The sequence below is a fragment of the Lactococcus cremoris subsp. cremoris KW2 genome (assembly GCF_000468955.1).
In the GTDB taxonomy this organism is placed as follows: Bacteria; Bacillota; Bacilli; order Lactobacillales; family Streptococcaceae; genus Lactococcus; species Lactococcus cremoris.
This window is the reverse complement of sequence record NC_022369.1, coordinates 92,521-114,998: the sequence shown is the minus strand read 5'-3', so window position 1 is coordinate 114,998 and position 22,478 is coordinate 92,521. Positions and strand designations below refer to the sequence as shown.

19 protein-coding genes and 2 tRNA genes are annotated in these 22,478 nt (G+C 35.1%); 5 read left to right on the top strand and 16 right to left on the bottom strand.

All coding sequences use genetic code 11. The annotated features are described in order from the left end of the window. Window positions 1–132: 132 nt before the first annotated feature. On the bottom strand, window positions 133–708 hold the full coding sequence (locus KW2_RS00580; protein WP_011675184.1) for a TetR/AcrR family transcriptional regulator: 576 nt from the start codon (window positions 706–708) through the stop codon (window positions 133–135). 191 nt (window positions 709–899) lie between these two features. Here KW2_RS00580 and KW2_RS00575 point away from each other — a divergent pair, with 191 nt between their 5' ends. Then, window positions 900–2,096, top strand: coding sequence for a multidrug efflux MFS transporter (locus KW2_RS00575; protein ID WP_011675183.1), 1,197 nt, complete (start codon window positions 900–902; stop codon window positions 2,094–2,096). Between the two features lie 16 nt (window positions 2,097–2,112). Here KW2_RS00575 and argH read toward each other — a convergent pair whose 3' ends face one another. Together argH and KW2_RS00565 are read right to left on the bottom strand one after the other, a co-directional pair. Continuing rightward, window positions 2,113–3,492, bottom strand: coding sequence for an argininosuccinate lyase (argH, locus tag KW2_RS00570; RefSeq protein WP_021036555.1), 1,380 nt, complete (start codon window positions 3,490–3,492; stop codon window positions 2,113–2,115). A 28-nt stretch (window positions 3,493–3,520) separates the two neighbouring features. Further along, on the bottom strand, window positions 3,521–4,714 hold the full coding sequence (locus tag KW2_RS00565; protein ID WP_021036554.1) for an argininosuccinate synthase: 1,194 nt from the start codon (window positions 4,712–4,714) through the stop codon (window positions 3,521–3,523). A gap of 162 nt (window positions 4,715–4,876) precedes the next feature. On the opposite strand from KW2_RS00565, the gene KW2_RS00560 reads away from it, so the two are divergent. Next, window positions 4,877–4,963: transfer RNA gene (locus KW2_RS00560), tRNA-Ser, on the top strand. A 720-nt stretch (window positions 4,964–5,683) separates the two neighbouring features. Here the strand turns inward: KW2_RS00560 and KW2_RS00555 are convergent. The 7 genes from KW2_RS00555 to KW2_RS12380 form a co-directional block, all read right to left on the bottom strand. Further along, a complete protein-coding gene (locus KW2_RS00555) occupies window positions 5,684–7,120 on the bottom strand; it encodes a glycosyltransferase family protein (RefSeq protein ID WP_244878741.1) in 1,437 nt (478 codons plus the stop codon). A 3-nt stretch (window positions 7,121–7,123) separates the two neighbouring features. Further along, the gene (locus KW2_RS00550) at window positions 7,124–7,645 is read right to left on the bottom strand and encodes a histidine kinase (RefSeq protein ID WP_021036552.1); all 522 of its coding nucleotides are present in this window, start codon (window positions 7,643–7,645) and stop codon (window positions 7,124–7,126) included. Window positions 7,646–8,042: 397 nt separating this feature from the next. Continuing rightward, a complete protein-coding gene (locus tag KW2_RS00545; protein WP_021036551.1) occupies window positions 8,043–9,278 on the bottom strand; it encodes a hypothetical protein in 1,236 nt (411 codons plus the stop codon). Beyond that, a complete protein-coding gene (locus tag KW2_RS00540; RefSeq protein ID WP_021036550.1) occupies window positions 9,262–10,212 on the bottom strand; it encodes a glycosyltransferase family 2 protein in 951 nt (316 codons plus the stop codon). The genes KW2_RS00545 and KW2_RS00540 overlap by 17 nt, the downstream gene beginning before the upstream one ends. Window positions 10,213–10,515: 303 nt before the next feature. Then, complete coding sequence (locus KW2_RS00535; protein WP_021036549.1) at window positions 10,516–11,679, bottom strand: MFS transporter; 1,164 nt, start codon at window positions 11,677–11,679, stop codon at window positions 10,516–10,518. Between the two features lie 122 nt (window positions 11,680–11,801). Further along, window positions 11,802–12,122, bottom strand: coding sequence for a SugE family quaternary ammonium compound efflux SMR transporter (locus KW2_RS00530; RefSeq protein WP_021036548.1), 321 nt, complete (start codon window positions 12,120–12,122; stop codon window positions 11,802–11,804). Window positions 12,123–12,307: 185 nt separating this feature from the next. Continuing rightward, complete coding sequence (locus KW2_RS12380) at window positions 12,308–13,717, bottom strand: cell surface protein (RefSeq protein WP_021036547.1); 1,410 nt, start codon at window positions 13,715–13,717, stop codon at window positions 12,308–12,310. 140 nt (window positions 13,718–13,857) lie between these two features. Here KW2_RS12380 and KW2_RS00520 point away from each other — a divergent pair, with 140 nt between their 5' ends. Further along, the gene (locus tag KW2_RS00520; RefSeq protein WP_041168543.1) at window positions 13,858–14,793 is read left to right on the top strand and encodes an alpha/beta hydrolase; all 936 of its coding nucleotides are present in this window, start codon (window positions 13,858–13,860) and stop codon (window positions 14,791–14,793) included. A gap of 84 nt (window positions 14,794–14,877) precedes the next feature. Continuing rightward, window positions 14,878–14,963, top strand: a tRNA-Leu gene (locus tag KW2_RS00515). 109 nt (window positions 14,964–15,072) lie between these two features. On the opposite strand, the gene KW2_RS00510 is transcribed toward KW2_RS00515, so the two are convergent. After that, window positions 15,073–15,360 carry a hypothetical protein gene (locus KW2_RS00510; RefSeq protein ID WP_011834226.1) on the bottom strand — a complete coding sequence of 96 codons (288 nt, stop codon included), beginning with the start codon at window positions 15,358–15,360 and terminating at the stop codon, window positions 15,073–15,075. Between the two features lie 104 nt (window positions 15,361–15,464). On the opposite strand from KW2_RS00510, the gene KW2_RS00505 reads away from it, so the two are divergent. Then, window positions 15,465–15,764 (top strand): YbaB/EbfC family nucleoid-associated protein, encoded by a 300-nt coding sequence (locus tag KW2_RS00505; RefSeq protein WP_011675168.1) that lies wholly within the window; start codon window positions 15,465–15,467, stop codon window positions 15,762–15,764. Window positions 15,765–15,853: 89 nt separating this feature from the next. On the opposite strand, the gene KW2_RS00500 is transcribed toward KW2_RS00505, so the two are convergent. From KW2_RS00500 to secA, 5 genes are all read right to left on the bottom strand, one after another. After that, the gene (locus KW2_RS00500) at window positions 15,854–16,162 is read right to left on the bottom strand and encodes a hypothetical protein (RefSeq protein WP_021036545.1); all 309 of its coding nucleotides are present in this window, start codon (window positions 16,160–16,162) and stop codon (window positions 15,854–15,856) included. Between the two features lie 174 nt (window positions 16,163–16,336). Continuing rightward, window positions 16,337–18,064 carry a phosphoenolpyruvate--protein phosphotransferase gene (ptsP, locus tag KW2_RS00495; RefSeq protein WP_021036544.1) on the bottom strand — a complete coding sequence of 576 codons (1,728 nt, stop codon included), beginning with the start codon at window positions 18,062–18,064 and terminating at the stop codon, window positions 16,337–16,339. 2 nt (window positions 18,065–18,066) lie between these two features. Continuing rightward, on the bottom strand, window positions 18,067–18,333 hold the full coding sequence (locus KW2_RS00490; RefSeq protein WP_011834224.1) for a phosphocarrier protein HPr: 267 nt from the start codon (window positions 18,331–18,333) through the stop codon (window positions 18,067–18,069). A 249-nt stretch (window positions 18,334–18,582) separates the two neighbouring features. Continuing rightward, a complete protein-coding gene (locus KW2_RS00485) occupies window positions 18,583–19,620 on the bottom strand; it encodes a 3-deoxy-7-phosphoheptulonate synthase (RefSeq protein WP_011834223.1) in 1,038 nt (345 codons plus the stop codon). A gap of 129 nt (window positions 19,621–19,749) precedes the next feature. Further along, window positions 19,750–22,347, bottom strand: coding sequence for a preprotein translocase subunit SecA (gene secA, locus KW2_RS00480; RefSeq protein ID WP_011834222.1), 2,598 nt, complete (start codon window positions 22,345–22,347; stop codon window positions 19,750–19,752). Window positions 22,348–22,478 lie beyond the last annotated feature (131 nt).

Below are 22,478 nucleotides of genomic sequence, written 5' to 3'. Positions count from 1 at the left end.
TTATCGTACTAATTTTATCATAAAGTTGCTAAAAAGTCACTATTTCAAATGAAAACGTTCTTTTATTCAAAATATTCCATAACTCCTTTTTGTTTATTATCTAACTTTGTTTGACAGGAATATTTTATTCTCTTAAATACTATGTTTATCATTAAGCGTACTAAGCAGATGATCTACCATATAAGTAAACGACTCTTCTTTAGAAATTGAGCCTGACTGACGAAAATAACCTAATTGCGTCAAAGTAATAAATCCATGCAAAGTTGACCTAAACATTCGACTAATATGAAAATTCTCTTCTTCTGATAAATTAAAATTTTCTAAACTACGACGAACCAAGCGAATATTTTCCTTTGCTAAATATTCAAGTTCACCATTATTTGTCTGATGTATCACATTAATTAATTCATAAACTGCTTCATATTTTTCGGCAAATTTTTTATAGCTTTCAGCATAAGCTCTAAGAGCGGCTAAAGGCGTCAAGCCTACCATTGCATGAGTCAATTCATGATTTAGTTCTTTTTGTAAGTAAACTGCAGTCGCTACTCGAACTTCTTCCATATTTTTAAAATGATTGTAAAGTGACGGAGCTTTAATTCCAAAATATTCTGCTAAACGAGGGAAACTCACATTAGAGAGTCCAATTTCACTAGCTAACTTGATTGTCGCTTGAACAATTTTATCGCGGGTTAATGCAATCCTTGCCATAATAGGATTCCTTTCAGTACTTTCTGATTAGAAAGTTTTCTTGAAGTTTGAGATTTTTTCATCTCAAAGCATCTTATTTCAGTATAAAACTATTCACTCTCTTTTTCAAGTGATGATTCGTCATTGACAAACTACGAACAATAGTTTTATAATATTATTATGAATACATCAAGAAAGAAGTACATTTATTCATGAAAGAATCATGGCAACGAAATTTAATCGTCCTTTGGTTTGGGACATTTATGACGGGAATTGGCTCAAGCCTTATTTCCCCTTTTATATCACTCTATATCGGAACACTAGGTCACTATTCAAAAACAGAATTAAACATTTGGTCTGGGCTGGTTTTCTCATCTACTTTTATTGTTTTAGCCATCGTTTCTCCCCTATGGGGAAGATTAGCTGACCAAAAAGGTCGAAAGTTGATGCTCTTAAGAGCCTCTCTCGGAATGGCCATTTCAATTTCTCTAATGGCTTTCGTCACGGCTGCTTGGCAACTCCTTATTTTGAGAATGTTGCTTGGTGCTTTTTCTGGCTTTGTATCCAATTCAATGGCTTTGATGGCAAGCTCGGCACCCAAAGAAAAATCAGGTTCAGTTTTATCATTACTCACAACAGGTTCTGTAGCTGGAACATTAATCGGACCTATAGTTGGTGGGGTTCTCGTTAATATAACTGGATATCGTCGTGTCTTTAGTGTTACAGGTATCATCATGTTCCTTGTTTTTTTCCTTGCTCTTTTTTTGGTCAAAGAAACTTTTAAACCAGTTGAAAAGAAAAACATGCTCTCCTACAAACAAGTATGGGAAGTTGTCACACACCCTGCAATAATATGGGGAATGTTTTTCGCAACATTGATTACCCAAATGACCAATCAATCCATTAATCCTGTTCTTTCACTCTATGTACAGGAACTCATGCATGGTCAAGGGAATATCACTTTCATGGCTGGGCTTGTCGCCGCTGCTCCAGGAATAGTAACCTTAGTTGCTGCCCCGTTTTTAGGGAGACTTGGTGATAAAGTCGGTCAAAGAAAAATTCTTGGCTTTGGACTTTTCTTCTCACTTATTGTCTTTTCAATTACCGCACTGACAACTAATGTTTGGTTTCTGATTGTTATGAGACTCTTTGTCGGAATTTCTGATGCTGCGATTTTACCATCTGTTCAAGCTATCCTGGCCAAAGAATCTCCTCAAGCTGTCACCGGCCGTATTTTCTCTTACAATCAATCCGCTCAATCAATCGGTGCCTTTGCTGGTCCTCTATTAGGCTCAGCTATTGCTGGTTTTATCGACTATCGTTATGTATTTGTAGGTTCAGCAATCCTTGTCATCTTCAATCTGATCAATTACTTTACACACAATAATTCAGTTACACTAAAAAAGTAATTGTATAAAAAGAGCTTCATTTTTGAAGCTCTTTTTTTGCTTGTTCAATTTGCTTCTTAATCGATTCAAAACCAGTTCCACCTAAAGAATTCCTTCTTGAAACAGCCGTTCTAGATTTCAAAATTTCATAAACATCTTCTTCTATTAATTGAGACAAAGCTTGATAGTCTTTTAAGCTCACCTCTTGAAGATAAATTCCTTTTTTTATGCATGTTAAAACTAATTGACCTACTAATTCGTGTGCCTCCCTAAAAGGAAGACCTTTTGCCGCAAGATAATCAGCCAGTTCGGTTGCATTTGAAAAATCTTGCTCTGTCGCCTTTTCCATGTTTACACGGTTTACAGTCATGGTTGACAGCATTCCATCCATAACATTCAATGATGTTAATATGGTATCAGCACTGTCAAACATTCCCTCTTTGTCTTCTTGTAAGTCTTTGTTGTAAGTTAAAGGAAGTCCCTTCATGATAGTCAATAAAGACATAAGATTTCCATAAACTCTTCCGCTTTTTCCTCGAATCAATTCAGCCATATCTGGATTCTTTTTTTGTGGCATGATGGAGGACCCCGTAGAATAATTATCTGATAAACTAACAAAATTGAATTCATGACTAGACCAAAGCAAAAGTTCTTCACATAATCTTGATAAATGCATCATCAACAAACTAGAGTTTGACAAGAATTCCAAAATAAAATCACGATCACTGACAGCATCCATGGAATTAGCATAGGCTTTCTCAAATCCGAGCAAACTTGTGGTTAACTCCCTGTCAATTGGAAAAGTAGTTCCAGCCAAAGCTGCCGCTCCTAAAGGATTCATATCAGTATGTTTTACATTAAATTCAAAGCGTTCAAAATCGCGAGTAAACATTTGATAATAGGCCATTAAATGTTGAGCAAAAGAAATCGGTTGGGCATGCTGCAAATGAGTATAACCCGGCATAAGAGTGTCAACATGGTTTACAGAAAGATTTACAATAGTTTCACGAAGCGTTCTTAAAGCTTTTAAAAGATCAGATAAAATACTTTTGAGATAGAGGTGCATATCGGTTGCTACTTGGTCATTTCTAGACCGAGCGGTATGAAGTTTTCCTGCAAGTGGACCAATTTCATCATGAAGATAAGTTTCCATATTCATATGAATGTCTTCATTTTCAATTTTGAACTCAATTTGACCCTTCATAAGTTTTTCTTCTACTTTTATCAGCCCATTAGCAATTGTTGTAGCTTCCTCAGCAGTGATAATCCCTGTTTCACCTAACATTTTCACATGAGCTAAAGAGCCCTTTAAATCAAAAGGAGCAAGTCTTTGTTCAAATTTAATTGATGCACCAAATTCTTCAGTTTGTTTATCTAATGAGGCTTCAAAACGTCCTCCCCAAAGTTTTTCTACCATTCTCTCACTTTCCAAATTTTTTCATCTTTTATTTGAGATTTACTTGAGCATTAACCTGAGTAGGCAAGCCCCAAAGTTTAATAAATCCAACTGCCGCTGCCTGGTCAAACTCATCAGCTGCAGTGTAGGTTGCCAATTTTTCACTATAAAGAGAATTGGTTGACTTACGTCCTATTGGAGTCGCTAAACCTTTGTATAATTTAATTCTCACGATTCCATTAACTACTTTTTGTGTTTCATCAAGATAAGCTATTAAAGCTTTAGTCGCAGGATTAAACCATAAGCCATTGTAAATCAAATTTGCTAATTCATTTTCAAGAACGGGCTTGAAATGTGCTAATTCTCGAACAAAAGTTAAATCTTCCAAATCCTTGTGGGCTTTTAATAAGGTAATAGCAGCTGGACATTCATAAAATTCACGTGATTTAATCCCAACCAAGCGGTTTTCAATATGATCAATCCGACCCACACCGTGTTTTCCTGCAATAATATTCACTTCTTTAATAATTTCATGCAATTCCATGATTTTTCCATTCAAAGCAATTGGCAAACCTTCTTTAAACTCAACTTCAATAAACTCAGGTTCATTCGGAGCATCCTCAACAGAATTAGTCATGAAGAAAGCATCTTCAGGGCAGGTATTCCAAGGATTTTCAAGAACTCCTGCTTCAATGGCACGTCCCCATAAATTCATATCAATAGAATAAGGATTATCCAAATCAGCGGGAATCGGAACACCATTTTGATTAGCATACTCGATTTCTTCCTCACGAGCCCAATGCCACTCACGGACTGGAGCAATCACTTCAAGTTCTGGCGCAAGTGAATGGATTGCTACTTCAAAACGAACTTGATCATTTCCTTTACCTGTACAGCCATGAGCAATTGCGGTTGCCCCTTTTTCTTTAGCCACCTCTACTAACTTTTTAGCAATTAAAGGGCGGCTCAATGCTGATACTAAAGGATATTTATTTTCATACATCAAATTTCCTTTGAGGGCAGCACCAACGAAGATTTCAGCGAATTCGGCCTTACAGTCTAGAACAACAGACTCTACCGCACCAACTTGGAGTGCTTTATCATGAATAAAATTCAAGTCCTTCCCTTCACCAACATCCATGCAAGCGGCAATGACATCAAAACCTTTATCAGTCAGCCATTTTACAGCGACACTCGTATCCAATCCACCTGAATATGCCAAGACAATTTTTTTGTTTCCCATCATTTTTCTTCTTTCAAATTAATATAAATGCAATTGTACAGCATATTTATTCATTTGTCAACACTTTTGTATAAATATGCGTTTTTTTATTTTAGTTATTCTTATTTCATATTATTTCTGGAAGGTAATTAACTATGGTATAATAAAATTAGATAAAGGAGCGGAGCCATGGCAGAGTGGTAATGCAACGGACTCGAAATCCGTCGAACCGTGTAAAGCGGCGCAGGGGTTCAAATCCCCTTGACTCCTTATAAGTAGAGTTCTTTATTCTTAACTCTATTATATAAGAAAAATGATAGTATTAAATACGCTTACTCCTTTTCCTCCTGTATGTATAAGATTACATCAGGAGGTTTTTTTATTCAAAATTATCAGGTTCCATATTCTCATTAATCAAATATGAATAGCACACATATCGAATATTAAGGAAAAATTTAACTGTAGGAAAATAAAAATATCCAAATCAAATGAAAATTAGTCTTCTCTATCCATTGCTTAATTAAGTAAATTTACAAGAAATTGTTCATAAAATACCACGTTTCAAAATCAGAGATGACAATTATAATAATTTCATAATCTACTTCCCAATATCTATAACCTTGATAGATGAATAACACAGAAAGCTCTTGTTTTTTTAAACTCAAATCTTCCAAATCAACATGTTTAGGAATATGATAATAAAATAGAAAGCTTAACGGGCTCAAAAAAAATGATAGGAATAATCTATCATCGTAAAACAATCTAAATTTAGATTTGAAAAATACATAAACTATTAAATAGGAAATAATCACTAGGAAAGGATTAGTCCTCACAAAACAACCACTTAGTAAGTCACCTATCAATATTGAGCGCAAACAACAGATAAATGTCTGCTTTTATGTTTTTTAGAACAGGCACTTTCTGAATTCTTTATAAGGTAGGTAATTTTAGCATAAATAAAAATTGACTAATTTAGAAACTTATAAATTTCTAAAAATTATCTTTTTCAAAATATTCAACCATTGCATAGACTCCTACAAAAAATAGTAAAAAGAAAGTCATGAATTGATAGCGTGTTTTCACCTCCCAAATGATGGTATGAAAAAGGCTTATTCCAAATATTATCAATAATGATAATAAAATAGAATTTCTAGGAATTGGTTTCTTACGTAATAATTCTAAAACTAAAAAAAATAAAAACAGACTTATTAAAGCTTTCGAAAATACTTGAGAAACTAAAAAGATAAGTTTAGAATATTTTAAAAATAATTTTGGAGCAAAAATATAATTCTTTTGATAATCTGTCAAAGTTTGAAAAGTTCCTTCATGCCACAAAATACCATATTTGCTGATGAAGTGTAACCCCAAAGTCAGTGGTCTATAATTTAATAATCTATTTTTAATTCCTGCGATATCAGCATTTTGAGCCGAAGAAAAACCTTCGTGATTCAGAGTATAACTGCGATCAGCTTTGTTATATTGACCAATTTTTTCTTGATTCAATCCCATATAAATCCAGTGCACCACAGGGAACTGCTTAGGATTATTAACATTATAATGATAAGTTGCATCAAAAATTTTACTCGTACTAGTAGCAAGTATAATTCCTAAGAAACAAAAAATAAAAAGCTTACTGACCAATTTAAAAATATTATTTTGTTTTTTATATGTGAAAAGTCCAATTATAAATAGGGCCACCAGAGCAATGATGATATTGGGTCGCATTAAATAGCCATAAGCAAAAACAAAAGTGAGTAATATCAATTTCCACCAATTTAGATGATTGTATTCAAAAAGAAAGATTAAGAGTGATAAAGCGAGTATACTAGCTCCATCAGTATAACCAACTTGTATAATAAAACTATAAAATACAGGAAGAACTATCGTTAACAAGCCTGCAAGTGCAGCACTTTGTGGTTTTTTGTGCCAGAGAGTTAGCAACGTTAATACAAGACTTCCTATAAGTAAGCTAATATTATATGCGAAAAAAATAGGATAAAAACCAGTGTGTAAAAACTGCCCAATTTTCATCATCCAACTGTATAAAATAGTTAGGGGAACAAGATTTTTATATTGTAAAATCCAGTTACTCCATTCAAAATTATTTTGACTAATTTTTCTAGCCATATCAATACATATTTGGACATCACCAAATAGCTGAACTCTAAAGAAAATGACATTCAGTATGGCAAGGATAGTCACGGCTAAAACAGAACCTATAACAATGTTTCTTAATTGTCGTTTGGAAGATTTTCTCAGTAAGCCATTGATAAATCGTAATATAAAATATAGAAGGACCGTGGTTATTATAACAACAAACGGGTTAACGTTACCTGATTCAGTAGAGAATATGAAAATCATCATTAACAAAGCAAGGGAAGTTAAAGCAATTAAACAATAACGGGTAAATTTTTCAAGTTTAATCAAATCTTATCTCTTTTCTTGGTTTTGATTAAATACAAGATGAAATACATTTCCGCTGGGGAAATTATCAGATAGAAAAAACCACGCTCCACAAGCTTCAGCATACTCGTTGATAAGAGAAAGTCCAATAGTTGTTCTTGTTCTTAGAATATCATCGGAAAGATTGAACTTGGAGATAGCCTTCTTCTCCTCGTAAATAAAATTTACCCCTTCATTGGAAACAGAGATATCAATAGAATCTCCTTGTCTTAATAAAGCTATTTTTAATACACTTTTTGGATCTGCGGTTTTACTTGCGTTCTCTAAAAAGATTCGGATAATTTTTTTAAAAATTACTTCATCAATATGAAGAGTAGCATTTAGTTCTTTATCAAAACTAATTTTTTGTGGTATTTTAGGTTGAACATTTTCAATTACTCTTTTGATGGTATCATTTAGGTTAACTAAAGTATCCTTTTTCCTTTTCATATACAAATACTCTTTCTTACAGATATTATAAACTATTCTATGAATTTCTGACAAATTCATTTATTAAGCTTATTCTCCCTCTCTTCTTTATAATATTCTTTGCTTTTTTAAACCTATACGCAATCAACTCAAAATTTATACATTCACTAAAAAAACAAAAATGTTATCAAAACCCTTATTCTCTTTTGATATATCTAGAATATCAAAAATGTTGGGCTCTTTAAATACTATTTTAATTAAAGTTTTATGATAAAAGGTCAGAAAAAAGTGATTAATTTTACCATAGTAATATTAATCACTTTCGTATCGCTTAACATTTTACTCTAATCACGCGCTATAATTGAGAAATGCTTATATAATAAAAATGAAAAAGCTCTCAAGTTAATGACTTGAGAGCTTTTAATTGATACTTTACGCAGAATATTCTTTCCTTAGTTTGAACTTTTAGGGAAACTTTCTAATCAGATTTATCCATGATTATGCTGGCCTTTCTTTCACTAAATTTACTTAAATCATTAACTAAGAAAATACAATTAAATACAAGTGCAAAATATAAGAACAATAGAGGTCTATCTGCCGAAGCTAACAAGGTTGGTGATAGACTTATAGCCATAGCTGACGAAAAGGTAATAACTAGAGAAGCGATTATCATTAAGCTTGTTTTTGACTTACCATATAACAGAATAATAATCAAAACAATCAAAAGGATTAGAGTCGCAAAAATGAGAGTAGGTTTCAAAAGCGTCCCGATTATCTGCTGATTAAATTCTTTCCCTGGAGACTCCTTTACTATTACACTAAGTCGGTCTGAAATTAGTTGATGAGAGGCACTCGTCAGCATTATGACTGCTCCAGATAGAATAACTGACAGCCTTTGTTTCCTTTGAATCGCCTTGATAAATAATAATATAACTAAAACTTCAAGGAGATTGTGACTTACTATCAAATTTGAGGCAATATTATTAAACTGTATGAGTATTTTATCTAAAAATGATAAGTGATTAAAAGTCGGAAACCACCTTGCCATTTCCAACATTCCCCGATTTTGATTTCCAGGGCAAAGTAAGACGTTTAAAAAGCTTAATAGAGAAATGGCAAGACAAATCATTCTATATGTATTAAAAAAGTTCTTTTTCTCTACTATAAGGCAAAGAATAAGATAGAGGCAGAGGATAATTGCCAACCCTTCATTAAAAACAGAGAGTCCCAGAAATAGGATACTAAGCGAATTTTGTAAACTTCCAATATTTTTCATTTTTCTGTGTCTATCTGTCATTAACCAATAAAGAAATAATGCGCTAGGCCAGATGTAATTTACTATTGTAGCAATTGGCCCTGCAGATTGAAGAGAAACAACCGGAAATAGTGCCATAAAAAAGACAACAAGAACTAAATTACTATTATATTCATTAAAAGAAAAAAGTTCACTCAGAGAATAAAAAAATAAAAGTGTCAAAATTACTGTGAAAATATAAAATAAAATTAAGTGTTTGCTTGCGATCAGAGTTGCCCCCTCAATCCAAAACCGAGATGACCAAGTTTCATACCTTTTTATCACAAAACTGATTGGGGAAGCATCAACCTTAGAAAACCATTGAGCATCTCCACTCATCCAGTCAACTTTTGTTAGTGTAAAATATAAAGCATAAAATATAATTACTAATAATAGAGGGATTTTAGCCTTTTTGCTCACAATCAAACCTTCTTTCTATATTACTTTCCTTGATGATATAATTCGGACGTTTTTTTACTTCTATAAATGTCTTTGAGAGATATTTTCCTATGATTCCAGAAGCTAAGAGTTGCAAGCCCCCCAACATCAAAATTAAAACAACAAGTGTTGGAAAACCTTGGACGTCATCACCCCAGATAATAGTTTTCAAAATGTAGAAAAAACTCAATATTATTGAAGAAAAAAAACAAAGTATACCGATAAAAGTTGCAATATTCAAAGGAAGTTCAGAAAAATTAATAAAACCATCTACAGAATAACGAAGTAAACTCCAAAATGACCAAGAAGTCTGTCCAGTAGTTCTTTCTCTGTTTGTATAGTCTAAATAAAGTACCTTATAACCTACCCACGAAAATAAACCTTTTGAAAATCGATTGTTCTCCTGAAGTCTCAAAATACTATTCACAACTTGTCGAGTCATCAACCGGTAGTCACGCGCTCCATCAACGATTTTTGTTTTAGAGATTCTATTTATAATCTTATAAAAAAGGGTTGAGAAAAAAGAACGGATATATGGCTCACCTTCTCGATTTATTCGTCTTGTCCCTACAACATCATACCCCTCATTAATTTTTATAAACATTTCATTTAACATTTCTGGCGGATCTTGCAAATCAACGTCCATTATTGTAACGAAATCGCCATCAGATACCTCTAAACCAGCAAGTAATGCCGCTTCTTTTCCAAAATTTCTTGAAAAACTTATATATTTTATATCCATCCTTTTTTCGGATAACTCTTTTATCATCACTAATGTCTGGTCAGTAGAACCATCATTGACAAAATAAAAAGTTTTATCGAGCGGTAACTTTTCTGTTTTATCATCTACTTCCTTTATAAATAGTTCTATACTTTCCTCTTCATTGTATACCGGAACAACAATTGATAATTTCATATTATTTTATTCTCATTTTCTTAGATATTAATACTGAGGATAGTCTATATTAATCATTTTTTCTCATTTAAAATAGAATCTTCCCATCCTTTGCTGATATTAGTATAGTTTATGTACCCTTAAAAATCAACAGAATTTCTGCTTTTCGGATTACCTTATTACCTTTTATTGTAATCCTACTTTTATTTAATAATAATAAAAAAATGTAATGAAGTTTTTTAATGTTTTATAATTTCTCTGGAAGTCTTGAATATAAAGAAAAAAGCCTACGAATGACCGTAGACTTTCTATCTGAAAAGTGATTTAAGCTTTACCCAAATTTTTTCTATTTAAGAATAATGATAAAAATCCTGTTCCAAGTAAAATAATCGCAGAGATATAGTAAGGGAATAGATGATTAATATCAAACATATATCCTGCAGCCATTGGCCCTAAGATATTACCAAAGCTTGTAAAGGCCGAATTTAAACCATTAATTGCTCCCTGACGATTTCCAGCATGTTTCGATAAATAGGTCGTCACAGCTGGTCTGAACAGGTCAAAAGCTAAGAATACAACAAAGGTCGAAAGAGCCACAACTAAATTTGTTTTCGTAAATGCAATAATTGCTATAAAAATTGCACTTGCAAAGAAAGTCAGTTGAATTAGACCAAGTTCTCCGATTTTATTAACAATTGTATCAAATAAAAAGAGTTGGAAAAAGAGGGCCAGGATACCACTTACTGTAATGACTAAAGCAATTTCCCCCATGCTAAATCCAAAGTTAATGCTTGCCATGATACTATAAATTGACTCAAAAGCTTGTAATCCAAATGATGATATCAAAATAATGATAAATAATGAGCCAAATAATGGGTTCTTGAGAATATCAAGGAATGAAACTTTTTCGGTTTCATGATTGGCTTCCATTGTCCGTTCAGGTTCTTTTAAAATCGTGATTGTTAAAATAAAACCAATAAAAGCTAAAATTGCTGCAACATAGAAAGGAACACGGATACCAAAATGAGCGATGAATCCACCCACACCGGGTCCAATGATAAACCCACCACTAATTGCCGCTGATACGAGTCCCATTGCTTTAGGGCGTTCGGAAATTGTAGTCATGTCAGCCACATAAGCTGTAACTGATGGCATCAGCATTGCCGCTGCAACGCCTCCTAAAGCTCGTGAAATATAAAAGCCTGTTTTCGCTTGCGCCAGTCCAAATAAAAGTTCGGAAAAAGAAAAAATAATCATTCCGATCGCAATGAGTTTTTTACGCCCAATTTTATCAGATAAAGCACCAGCAATCGGTGAGGCAATTAACTGAGCAATGGCAAAAATAGAAATCATCATTCCCATTGTTGTCCCAGAAAAGTGCATTTGTTCTTTAAGGGTTGGCAAAACAGGAATGACTAAACCTGCACCCAAAAATACTAAAAACAGATTAGAAATTGCTAAATTCATCATGCTTTTTTTGTTTTTCATTTTTTCCTCCTCATTCAAAAATAGCAAATAGACTCAGCTATTGCTATTTCTTTTATTTTTTACCAATTCTCTTATTATATCATGAAATCTATATACTAAAAAATTAAAAGGCTGTGTCAACTTTAATGACCGCTTGTTACTTTTATTCCAATAATCCCCACGATTAAGAAAGTTATAAAAAGCCATGTTAATGGTGGAACTTTATCTTTAAATATCATAAGACCAATTAAGATAGAGCCCACTGCACCAATCCCTGTCCAAATTGGATAAGCAATCCCTAAAGGAAGCTTTTTTAGAGCTAGGGCGAGGAAACCAAAACTAGCAATCATCCCAATGATTGTTAATAATGTAAACTTTATATTTGAAAATCCGTGGCTTAACTTCATTGTTGTTGCCCAAACCACTTCAAAAATTCCTGCTATTAGTAGATATATCCAAGTCATTTTCGCCTCCTCAGCTAAAAAAAGAACGACTATCTACATTTCTTCTCAGACCTACTGAAATGCAAACAATCGTTCATACGATTTAACTCCCGGTGGAGTATTTATTCTATTTTCTTCATTCTATCACACTTTTTCAAAAAATGCTAAATAATTTTTTGAAATTTTGGAGCCTAAACTCGAACCGCTTAGTTAAGAGGGATTCCTGCTGGAATTTGAATTCCACCCGTCGGTTGTTTTGCTCCTGGGAATGAATCCCAGTCATAACCAGCAGGTAGGTTGCAAGTTCCGTTAACTGTTACTTGGGCATTTTCTGGAATTTTTTGGCTATCTGCGATACCATTTGATTGGTAAGTGCTTGAATAGTTTTTAGCCAATATGTTCCACCAATTGAGCGCACCATTTCCAGGTTTATCTACCCAGTCTTCATATCCGACAGGAACTCCTCCTGTTTTAATATTGGTAAATACTGCATTTATTGAATCTCCTCCAAAAGCAGTCGCCCCTTGCGCACTAATCATATAGAGTGCATTTGTTTCTGTCAAACCTGTGCGATCTTGATTTAGGATGGCATTTGTCGTTGATTTCGTGGCATTAAAGCTAACTTTTTGACTACCCATCAATACTCCATCAGCAAAGAAGGCTACAAGCTGACGGCTTTGATAATAAGCCAAACTGAGGTGAACTTTTTTACCAATAGGAGCTGGTCCATAGGCAACGTATAAAGCATTTCCGCCTTCATGTACTCCTCCACCTGCAACATTTTCTGATAAATAGACTCCTTTTCCAGCCCATTGACCATCATCTAAACCGCTTTTGGCATCATACTGAATCCCGAAGGATACATTGCTACCGTTCATATCACCTAGCATCAGTTTCCCATGATAGCCTCGTCCAGAGCCAGTAAGATTTAAATCGGCACTTACCTCTACTGTTACAGGTCCTAATTTACTGACATTTGACTCTTCCATGATATTGTCACCAAAAACGGTGCGGGCAACTCCTGGAATAGTGTACAAACGAGAAACGCCTGGCTTCCAAGAAGGTTGTGGTTTTGGACTTATCCAAGCTTCAGAGTTCCAAGCGACCGCTCCATATTTCCATCCAGAATTAAGAAGGTTCTTTTGCTCATTTGAATTTTTTGTGAAGTTGTGTGAACCAGAGCTGGCATTAGGATTAAATGCAACATATACTGGAATATTCCCTCCAGAATAGAATACTGGTTGACCTTTGTTATCCCATTTCCATCCTTTTTTTACAAGTTGGTTAGCTTCATAATTACTTTTGGTGTAGTAATGATCTCCACCTTTGGCATTTGGATTGAAAACTCGATAAATTGGCGTTGATGATTTTTTGGGAGCAATCCATCCTACCCCTTCGTAAGACCAACCTGATTTGTTAACAGAATCTCGTTCAAAGGCACTACTTGTATAAAAATGCTCTCCGGTATTCTTGTTATAAAGTCGATAAATTTCTGCCTGTGTTGAGTCTGCTGAAACTTTGACCGCTCCCGTTAGCAAAATTGTCAATACTGTCAAAAATGCTATTATTCCTTTTTTCATGTTTAGCTTTTTCCACTCCTTACATTTTTCAATCATTGAAAGCTCCTTCACAAAAAATTACTTTCAGAATAAGTTTATCACAAAAACACACATTAATCTATCTACCACGAAAATTGTACGACATTATAGATTTTTTATATTGGTTTTATAACATTTTTTCATGTATAATGAAATTCATGAAAAAATCGCTAAGAAAACGAATTTGGACTATATTAATTGCTATTATATCTGTCCTTTTAATCCTTAATTTAGGGGCTACTTTATATTTTTATCAAATTGCTTGTGTCCGGAATAATCAACCAATTGGACAAGTCAAAACCTCAAGCCCTAATTATTCTCTGGTTCAAAAATTTAATAAACTACCAAAATCTACCGAAACATTGACAAATAATGATTTAAAACTTGATGCTTGGTATGTACCAGCTGAACAAAAAACCAATAATACTGTGATTGTTGTCCATGGCTTTCGTCAGGATAAATCTGCGATGCGACAATATGGTCAACTTTTCCATGAGTTAGGCTATAATGTCTTGATGCCAGATAATCGTGGTGCCGGAAATTCACAGGGGAATTTTATTACTTTTGGCTACCATGATAAATTTGACGTGATCGCTTGGGCAAAATATTTAACTGACAAAAATCCCGAAAGTCATATCAGCCTTTATGGTCTTTCAATGGGCGCTTCTACCGTAATGATGGCCTCTAGCGAAAAGAGTTTACCATCATCGGTAAAAAATATTATCGAAGATTGTGGTTATACTAACGCTTGGGATGAAATTGTATATCAAGCCAAAGAAAGCTACAACATTCCAGCTTTCCCGCTGGTTTACAGCGTTTCTCTTGAAAGCAAAATTCGACAAGGGTGGTTTTTCCAAGAAGCTAGCGCAACTAAAGCCCTAGCCAAAGATAAACTTCCCATTCTCTTGATTCATGGAAGCAAAGATACATATGTTCCAACTTCAATGGTCTATGAGAACTACAAATCAGTCAAGCCCGGAACGCCCAAAGAAATGTTAGTTGTTAAAAATGCTGCTCACGCTCGGTCTTTCGAAACGAATCCCACACTCTATCGTCAAACAATTTCAAAATTTATGAAGACTTATAATCCGTAATTTATTGACTTTTATATCAGTGATTTATGAGTTTTTTCTTGACAGAAGATGGCGAAAAATGGTATTATATTTAGGTACTGTTTTGCGGTGGTGGCGGAATTGGCAGACGCGCAGGATTAAGGATCCTGTCGGGAATTTTCTTGGTGCGGGTTCAAGTCCCGCCCACCGCACTAATATTAACTCAGCTAAGGCTGAGTTTTTTTATTTTCTAAAATTATTTATTGACCCACCCTTAGTAATTCAAAAAGTGATTTTACAATAATAAAATCACTTTTTTATTCATTTTTTGGTTTGATAATTTGAAAAGCCATGAGTTGTCCCTCCTGTTGATGGGCCTACCAACATCCTTTTACGCGCTTCTTCTGTAAATTGGTTCACCACTGGAGAATTGGGAATATACATCAATTCTTTTAAGAGTTCACTCATTTCGCCATCAAAATTTTTACCTAATTCAATGCGCTTTTTAGCATCAATAAAATACTCACGTTCTTTCGGACTGACCGTTTGCTCTAACACAACTTGATAAATCAAATTAAGTAATTCTTCTTGGTTTTTGGTAAGTTTCATTTCTTTCTCCTTTGTTAGCTTATTTTTTTATTATCTTTTTTATGGTAAAATAGTAGGGTGTTGAAAGCCTTTCAACAAAATTTCTAAAAGAGGTATATATTTCCATGATGAATATGCAATCAATGATGAAACAAGCACAAAAACTTCAAAAACAAATGCAAGTTTCACAAGAAGAAATTGCCAATACAACTTTTGTTGGTAAATCTGCTCAAGACCTTGTAACGGTTGAATTTTCTGGTGATCGCACCTTGAAATCTCTTAACATTAATCCAGATGTTATTGACCCTGAAGATCCTGAAACTTTACAAGATATGGTTACTGATGCGGTTAATGATGCACTTAGTCAAATTGAAAAAGTTACAGAACAAAAACTCGGAAAATTCACTAAAGGATTACCATTTTAATCCTTTCTATAAGTTACTGACAGAATTGGCAGAGTCTCTCTATAAACTCTCAGAGTACAAAGAGACTCGACTTTTCATCAGTAATTTTTTTATTGTCCAAAAGGCAGTGTCAGCAACCAAAAAGTGGTCAATAAAAGAAGGATAATATTGAAAATCAGAGTAGTTACTCTCAATTTTGACCAGTAGATGCCACTCTTACTGACAGAGCGTTGAATAATATTAGGAAGAGCCATAATAAGAGGAAGCGCAAAAATATTCAAGACTGAACCGCTTGTTTCTTTACTCGTCAGAATTATCCAGAAATTCAGCTTAATTTGCTGGGGTAAAATTAAGAGAAGTATTAAACAAAAGATTAATTCTCCAATTAGCCAATAATCAAAAAAATTTAGCTTTTTCATAAAACTCCTTATCCACTTATTATTATACTCTTTTCAAATTCATTTGATAGAAAAAAACTTATCCCCGTGGATAAGTTTTTTTACTTCTAAGAAATCTATTATAGCTAAACAGACTATTTTAAAAAAAGCCTGTCATTAATTGACAGGCTTATCATTCGAAACTAATTGAAAATATTATTTAGTATATTCTTCAACGAGGGCAATAACTTCTTCCATTGTTGCACATTCGCTCAAAGCTTTACTAGACAATTCTTCCATTTTCTTAGAATCCAAACGTTTCATAAGTGAACGTGTTTGGAGTACTGATGTTGCTGACATTGAGAATTCGTCAAGCCCCATACCCATAAGCAATGGTACAGCAGTTTGGTCGCCGGCCATTTCACCACACATACCAGCCCATTTACCTTCAGCGTGAGCTGCTTTGATTACATTGTTAATCAAACGAAGGATTGATGGATTGTAAGGTTGGTAAAGGTAAGAAACTTGCTCATTCATACGGTCTGCAGCCATTGTATATTGGATGAGGTCGTTTGTACCAATTGAGAAGAAATCAACTTCTTTTGCAAATTGGTCTGCAAGCATTGCTGCTGCTGGAATTTCAATCATGATACCAACTTCGATACCTTCTGCGACTGGAACACCTTCTGCAATCAATTTAGCTTTTTCTTCATCATAAATCTTTTTAGCTGCACGGAACTCAGTTACGAGAGCAACCATTGGGAACATGATACGAAGTTGTCCGTGTACAGAAGCACGCAAGAGCGCACGCAATTGTGTACGGAACATTCCGTCACCAGCTGTTGAAAGGCTGATACGAAGTGCACGCCATCCGAGGAATGGGTTCATTTCTTTAGGAAGATCAAAGTAAGGCAATGTTTTGTCACCACCGATGTCCATTGTACGGACAACAACTGGTTTACCATTCATTCCTTCAAGTACAGCTTTGTAAGCTTCGTATTGGTCATCTTCTGTTGGGAAATCTTGTGCATCCATGTACAAGAATTCTGTACGATAAAGACCAATTGCTTCAGCACCATTATCGTTAACACCTTCAACGTCTTTAGGTGTACCGATATTAGCAGCAAGCTCATAATGACGTCCATCAGCTGTAACAGTTTCAGCGTCTTTAAGAGCAGCCCATTCTGCTTTTTGAGCAGCATAAGCGTCACCAGCTTTATGGAATTCGCTTTGTTGTTCAGCAGATGGGTCAAGAATTACTTCACCTGTCAATCCTGAAACAGCCAAAAGTTGACCTTCAGAAACAAGTTCAGTAATATTATTTGTTCCAAGAACTGCTGGAATTTCCAAAGTACGAGCCATAATTGCAGAGTGAGAAGTACGTCCACCAATGTTAGTAACAAAGGCTTTTACGAATTTCTTGTCCAATTGAGCTGTATCAGATGGTGTCAAATCTTCAGCAACGATGATTACTTCTTCATCGATGAGTGCTGGACTTGGCAATTTAACGCCAAGAAGGTGAGCTAAAACACGTTTTGTAACGTCTTTAATATCAGCTGCACGTTCTTGCATATAAGCATTGTCAGTCATTCCTTCAAAGATACCGATAAACATATCAGTTACTTCTTTAAGAGCTGATTCAGCGTTAACTTTTTTGTCATTGATTACTGCTTTGATTTGAGCAGTCATATCTGGGTCAGCAAGGACCATCATATGAGCGTCAAATACAGATGCTGCTTCTTCACCAAGGGTTGTTACTGCTTTGTCCTTAATAAGTTGAAGCTCGCTTTGCGATGTAGCAAGTGCTGCATCAAGGCGAGCTTCTTCATTAGCTGTATCAGCAATTGTCTTTGTTTCAAAAGACAAATCTGGTTGGACAAGCAAGTATGCCTTAGCTACTGCTACACCTGATGATGCGGCGATACCTTTAAGCATAGTTGTCATGATTATTCTGCGAGTCCTTCTTTAGTCATTGTTTCAGCGATTGTTGCGATTGCGTCGTCAGCATCTGCACCTTCAGCTGAAATAGTAACGTCAGCGCCTTGACCAACACCGAGTGACATAACACCCATGATTGATTTAAGGTTTACTGATTTACCTTTGTATTCCAAAGTGATTTCTGATGTGAATTTTGAAGCTGTTTGCACAAGCAATGTAGCTGGACGTGCATGGATACCAGTTTCTGCAACGATGTGGAATTCTTTAGATGCCATTTTTATGGTTCTCCTTAGATGTTTTTTCATTTTTATTGACGATATCTAAAATATCTATCACTCTTGAAATTGTACCACAAAACGAAAGGGTTTGCAATATCTGCTGTTAAATTTTCAAGTTTTTTTTCAGGGCTACTTTTGAAGCCTTACTACTATCCGCTTCATCTCCTGATCAAATTAATATTTTTTAAACTACTTTTATACTCTTTAAAATTGAAAAAAAACTGTCAGTTTTGACAGCTTTTAATTTTATTTATTTTTACTTTCAGCTTCGTAAATTTCTTGAACGAGCGCTTCTGTTTTATCCCAACCTAAACATGGATCGGTAATTGATTTACCAAAAACTTCTGGCTTATCTTGACGACCATCTTCAAGATATGATTCAATCATAAAGCCACGAACGTTTTGACGGATTTTATCATCCCAATCACGATTGACCAATGTTTGACGGACAATACGGATTTGTTCCATGAATTTTTTACCTGAATTATCATGATTTGTGTCAATGAGAATGAAAGGATTTTTCAAGCCCATTTTTTCATAAATCTCAATTGTTTCAAGCAAGTTATCTGTATAGTAGTTTGGATGGTATTTGCCATTTTCATCTTGTCCACCGCGCAAAATTGCATGTGCCAGTGGATTTCCTGAAGTTTGAACTTCTGCACGACCAAAAAGGAAATCTTGTGATTGTTGCGCAGCATAGATACCGTTGAACATTACTTTTAGGTTTCCTGAAGTTGGATTTTTCAAGCCCGTTGGAACATCAATTCCAGAAGCTACAAAACGGTGTTGTTGATTTTCCACAGAACGTGCACCAATCGCATGGTAGCTGACCAAATCATCAACCATTGGCAGATTTTCTGGGTAAAGCATTTCATCAGCAGTTGTCAAACCAGTTTCAGTGATAACTTTGTAATGCAAGTCGCGAACCATTTTGATTCCGTTGATTAAGTCAGTATGACCATCCGCATCAGGTTCGTGAATCAATCCTTTATAGCCATCTCCATTTGTACGAGGTTTAGCAGTATAGACACGCATTACCATAAAAATCTTGTCTTTGACTGCTTCTTGAAGTTTGGCTAAACGACGAGCATATTCCAATACTGCTTCTTCATTATCAGACGAACAAGGTCCGATAATCAAAAGCAAACGGTCATCTTCGCCTTTGATAATTGCTTCAAGTTCTTTATCTCGAAGCATCTTTTTTTCTTGTTGCTCACTATTGAGATGACCCAACATCTTAATGGCATCAATATTTATCTTAGGACTTATTTCTTTAAAAGTCATTCTAATTCCTCGTATTTCGCTTTGTTATTTTATCTATTGTATCAAAATTTTAATTAATTCTACATTTATTTGCGTCCATTATTGATAAAAAAATTTACTGACAGAGCTGTCAGTAAATTAATTGGCCTTTTAGGCAATGTGTGTACGTCCATGACAATTTTTAAACTTCTTACCAGAGCCGCATGGGCAAGGGTCATTACGTCCAACATTTTCAAATGAAATTTCTTCACTGACAGAAGTGTCAGGGCCGACATTTGTAATGTTTTCTTGTGAAGCTGTCGTTGTCATTCTTGGCGCTTCCTGACGGATTGCCGTTTGTGGTTGAATTTGTGCTTTCATCATCAAACGAGTGACTTCAAATTCAATCGCACCAATCATATTATTGTACATTTTATATGATTCTTCTTGATACTCAACAATCGGATTATTTTGGGCATAACCACGAAGTCCGACTGATTGACGCATTTGGTCAAGAGCATCAATATGTTCTGACCAGTTATTATCAACCACACGCAAGATAACCGCACGTTGGAATTCTAACTGACGTTCTGGGTCAGCTAATTTTTCCATCTGTGAAGCATAACGACTTTTGACTTTATCAAAAATCAAATCTTTCATTGCTTGTCCTGACAGACCAGTCAATTCAGATAATTCAATTGCCTCTTCTGGCAACATTGTGTTTTGCACTGTTTGTAAGAGATCTTTGACTGTTTCTTCGTCTTTAAGATTCCCTGCAAGTTCATGACCATCAACCTGACGGTCAATTGTCCGTTTGAACATGCCCATCAAAACAGGAGTCATATCTTCTTTAGTCAAGATAACTTCTTGACGTTGCGCATAAATTACTTCACGTTGCTCACGGATTACGTCATCATATTGCAAGACTTGTTTCCGAGAATCATAGTTATTTCCTTCGACACGTTTTTGTGAACTTTCAATCTGACGAGTAATCAACCCAGATTTGATGACAGCATCTTCACCAGAAATACGCATTCTATCTAGGAAAGCTGAAACACGTTCAGAACCAAAACGTTTCATTAATTCATCTTCAAGAGAAAGATAGAATTGTGAAACCCCTGGGTCACCTTGACGTCCAGAACGACCACGTAATTGATTATCAATACGGCGAGATTCATGACGTTCAGTACCAATAACAGCAAGACCTCGGAATTCAGGGTCTGCATGGTCAATTACACCAGGCCCAAGCTTGATATCAGTCCCACGACCGGCCATGTTGGTCGCAATCGTTACTGCTCCTTGTTGACCCGCATTCATGATGATTTGTGCTTCACGGAAGTGATTTTTCGCGTTCAAAACTTCATGAGGAATTTTCGCTTCAACCAACTTCTTAGAAATCAATTCTGAAGTTTCTACAGCAACAGTACCAATCAAAATCGGTTGACCTTCAGCATGACGACGTTTAATATCATCAATAACTGCTTTAAATTTAGCTTCCAAAGTTGGGTAAAGCAAATCTGGATGGTCTAAACGTTGAACTGGACGGTTGGTTGGAATTGGTGTGATTTGAATATTATAAATCTCACGGAATTCTTCTTCTTCTGTTTTAGCCGTACCTGTCATCCCTGACAATTTTTTATACATCCGGAAGTAGTTTTGGATGGTAATTGAAGCCATTGTTTTTGATTCATCTTGAATTGGCACAGCTTCTTTAGCTTCAATTGCTTGGTGAAGACCATCAGAATAACGACGACCAGGCATCGTACGTCCTGTAAATTGGTCAATAATCAAGACTTCTTGATTTTCATCAACCATATAGTCAATGTCATGAAGCATGATAAAGTTGGCACGCAAAGCATTGTCAACAAAGTGAGTCAAGGCAACATTTTCCATATCATAAAGATTTTCGATTTGGAAGAATTTTTCAGCCTTATCAATTCCTTCTTCAGTTAAAGAAATTGTTTTTGATTGTAAGTCAATCTTGTAATCATCGCCCTCTTCGTAATCAGAAGTTGCAACGTTCAAGTTTTGACCTTTTAAAGTCTTAGTAAATTGGTCAGCGCGATAGTAAAGTGCTGATGAACTTTCGGCTTGTCCAGAAATAATCAAAGGAGTCCGAGCTTCATCGACCAAAATTGAGTCTACTTCATCGACAAGTGCATAGTTAAGTGGTTTTTGAACCATATCTTCAGCACGAGTAACCATATTATCTCGAAGATAGTCAAAGCCAAGCTCAGCTGATGTTGAATAAGTAATATCACAGTTATAAGCTTCACGTTTTTCTTCTGGTGATTTTGAATTCAAGTTCAAACCAACAGTTAAACCGAGCCAACTATAAAGCTCACCCATTTCAGTCATATCACGAGTTGCCAAGTATTCATTGACAGTAACAACGTGAACCCCTTTGCCTGATAAAGCATTAAGATAAACAGGCATTGTTGCAGTCAAGGTTTTACCTTCACCAGTACGCATTTCAGGAACGTCCCCATTATGCAAGACAATCCCACCCATGATTTGAACATGGAAAGGATACAATCCAAGCACACGACGAGCTGCTTCACGACAAACGGCAAAAGCTTCATAGAGGAGGTCATCAAGACTTTCTCCTTTTGCAATACGTTCTTTCAATTCTGGAGTTTTGGCTTTTAACTGCTCATCTGTCAAGTGTTCCATTTCATCAGCGAAACTTTCAACTTGGAGCGCCATTTTATTGAGTTTTTTGAGCTCTTTTTTGTCGTTTTCGACAAGTTTTCTAATAATATTTGGCATATTTTCTCTTTCACATAAATAAGTGGATATTACCATTAATTGTAACACTTTTACATAGCTTTTACAAACTGAAATACCACAAAACACTCGATTTTTAATTCGTTTTCATGTTGACAAGCAACAAAATTAAG

Excerpts from the sequence above, each read along its gene's own strand:
- KW2_RS00580 (WP_011675184.1), bottom strand. The coding sequence starts at position 708 with ATGGCAAGGATTGCATTAACCCGCGATAAAATTGTTCAAGCGACAATC.
- KW2_RS00575 (WP_011675183.1), top strand. The coding sequence starts at position 900 with ATGAAAGAATCATGGCAACGAAATTTAATCGTCCTTTGGTTTGGGACA.
- argH (WP_021036555.1), bottom strand. The coding sequence starts at position 3,492 with ATGGTAGAAAAACTTTGGGGAGGACGTTTTGAAGCCTCATTAGATAAA.
- KW2_RS00565 (WP_021036554.1), bottom strand. The coding sequence starts at position 4,714 with ATGGGAAACAAAAAAATTGTCTTGGCATATTCAGGTGGATTGGATACG.
- KW2_RS00550 (WP_021036552.1), bottom strand. The coding sequence starts at position 7,645 with ATGAATTTGTCAGAAATTCATAGAATAGTTTATAATATCTGTAAGAAA.
- KW2_RS00540 (WP_021036550.1), bottom strand. The coding sequence starts at position 10,212 with ATGAAATTATCAATTGTTGTTCCGGTATACAATGAAGAGGAAAGTATA.
- KW2_RS00535 (WP_021036549.1), bottom strand. The coding sequence starts at position 11,679 with ATGAAAAACAAAAAAAGCATGATGAATTTAGCAATTTCTAATCTGTTT.
- KW2_RS00530 (WP_021036548.1), bottom strand. The coding sequence starts at position 12,122 with ATGACTTGGATATATCTACTAATAGCAGGAATTTTTGAAGTGGTTTGG.
- KW2_RS12380 (WP_021036547.1), bottom strand. The coding sequence starts at position 13,717 with ATGATTGAAAAATGTAAGGAGTGGAAAAAGCTAAACATGAAAAAAGGA.
- KW2_RS00520 (WP_041168543.1), top strand. The coding sequence starts at position 13,858 with ATGAAAAAATCGCTAAGAAAACGAATTTGGACTATATTAATTGCTATT.
- KW2_RS00510 (WP_011834226.1), bottom strand. The coding sequence starts at position 15,360 with ATGAAACTTACCAAAAACCAAGAAGAATTACTTAATTTGATTTATCAA.
- KW2_RS00505 (WP_011675168.1), top strand. The coding sequence starts at position 15,465 with ATGATGAATATGCAATCAATGATGAAACAAGCACAAAAACTTCAAAAA.
- KW2_RS00500 (WP_021036545.1), bottom strand. The coding sequence starts at position 16,162 with ATGAAAAAGCTAAATTTTTTTGATTATTGGCTAATTGGAGAATTAATC.
- ptsP (WP_021036544.1), bottom strand. The coding sequence starts at position 18,064 with ATGACAACTATGCTTAAAGGTATCGCCGCATCATCAGGTGTAGCAGTA.
- KW2_RS00490 (WP_011834224.1), bottom strand. The coding sequence starts at position 18,333 with ATGGCATCTAAAGAATTCCACATCGTTGCAGAAACTGGTATCCATGCA.
- KW2_RS00485 (WP_011834223.1), bottom strand. The coding sequence starts at position 19,620 with ATGACTTTTAAAGAAATAAGTCCTAAGATAAATATTGATGCCATTAAG.
- secA (WP_011834222.1), bottom strand. The coding sequence starts at position 22,347 with ATGCCAAATATTATTAGAAAACTTGTCGAAAACGACAAAAAAGAGCTC.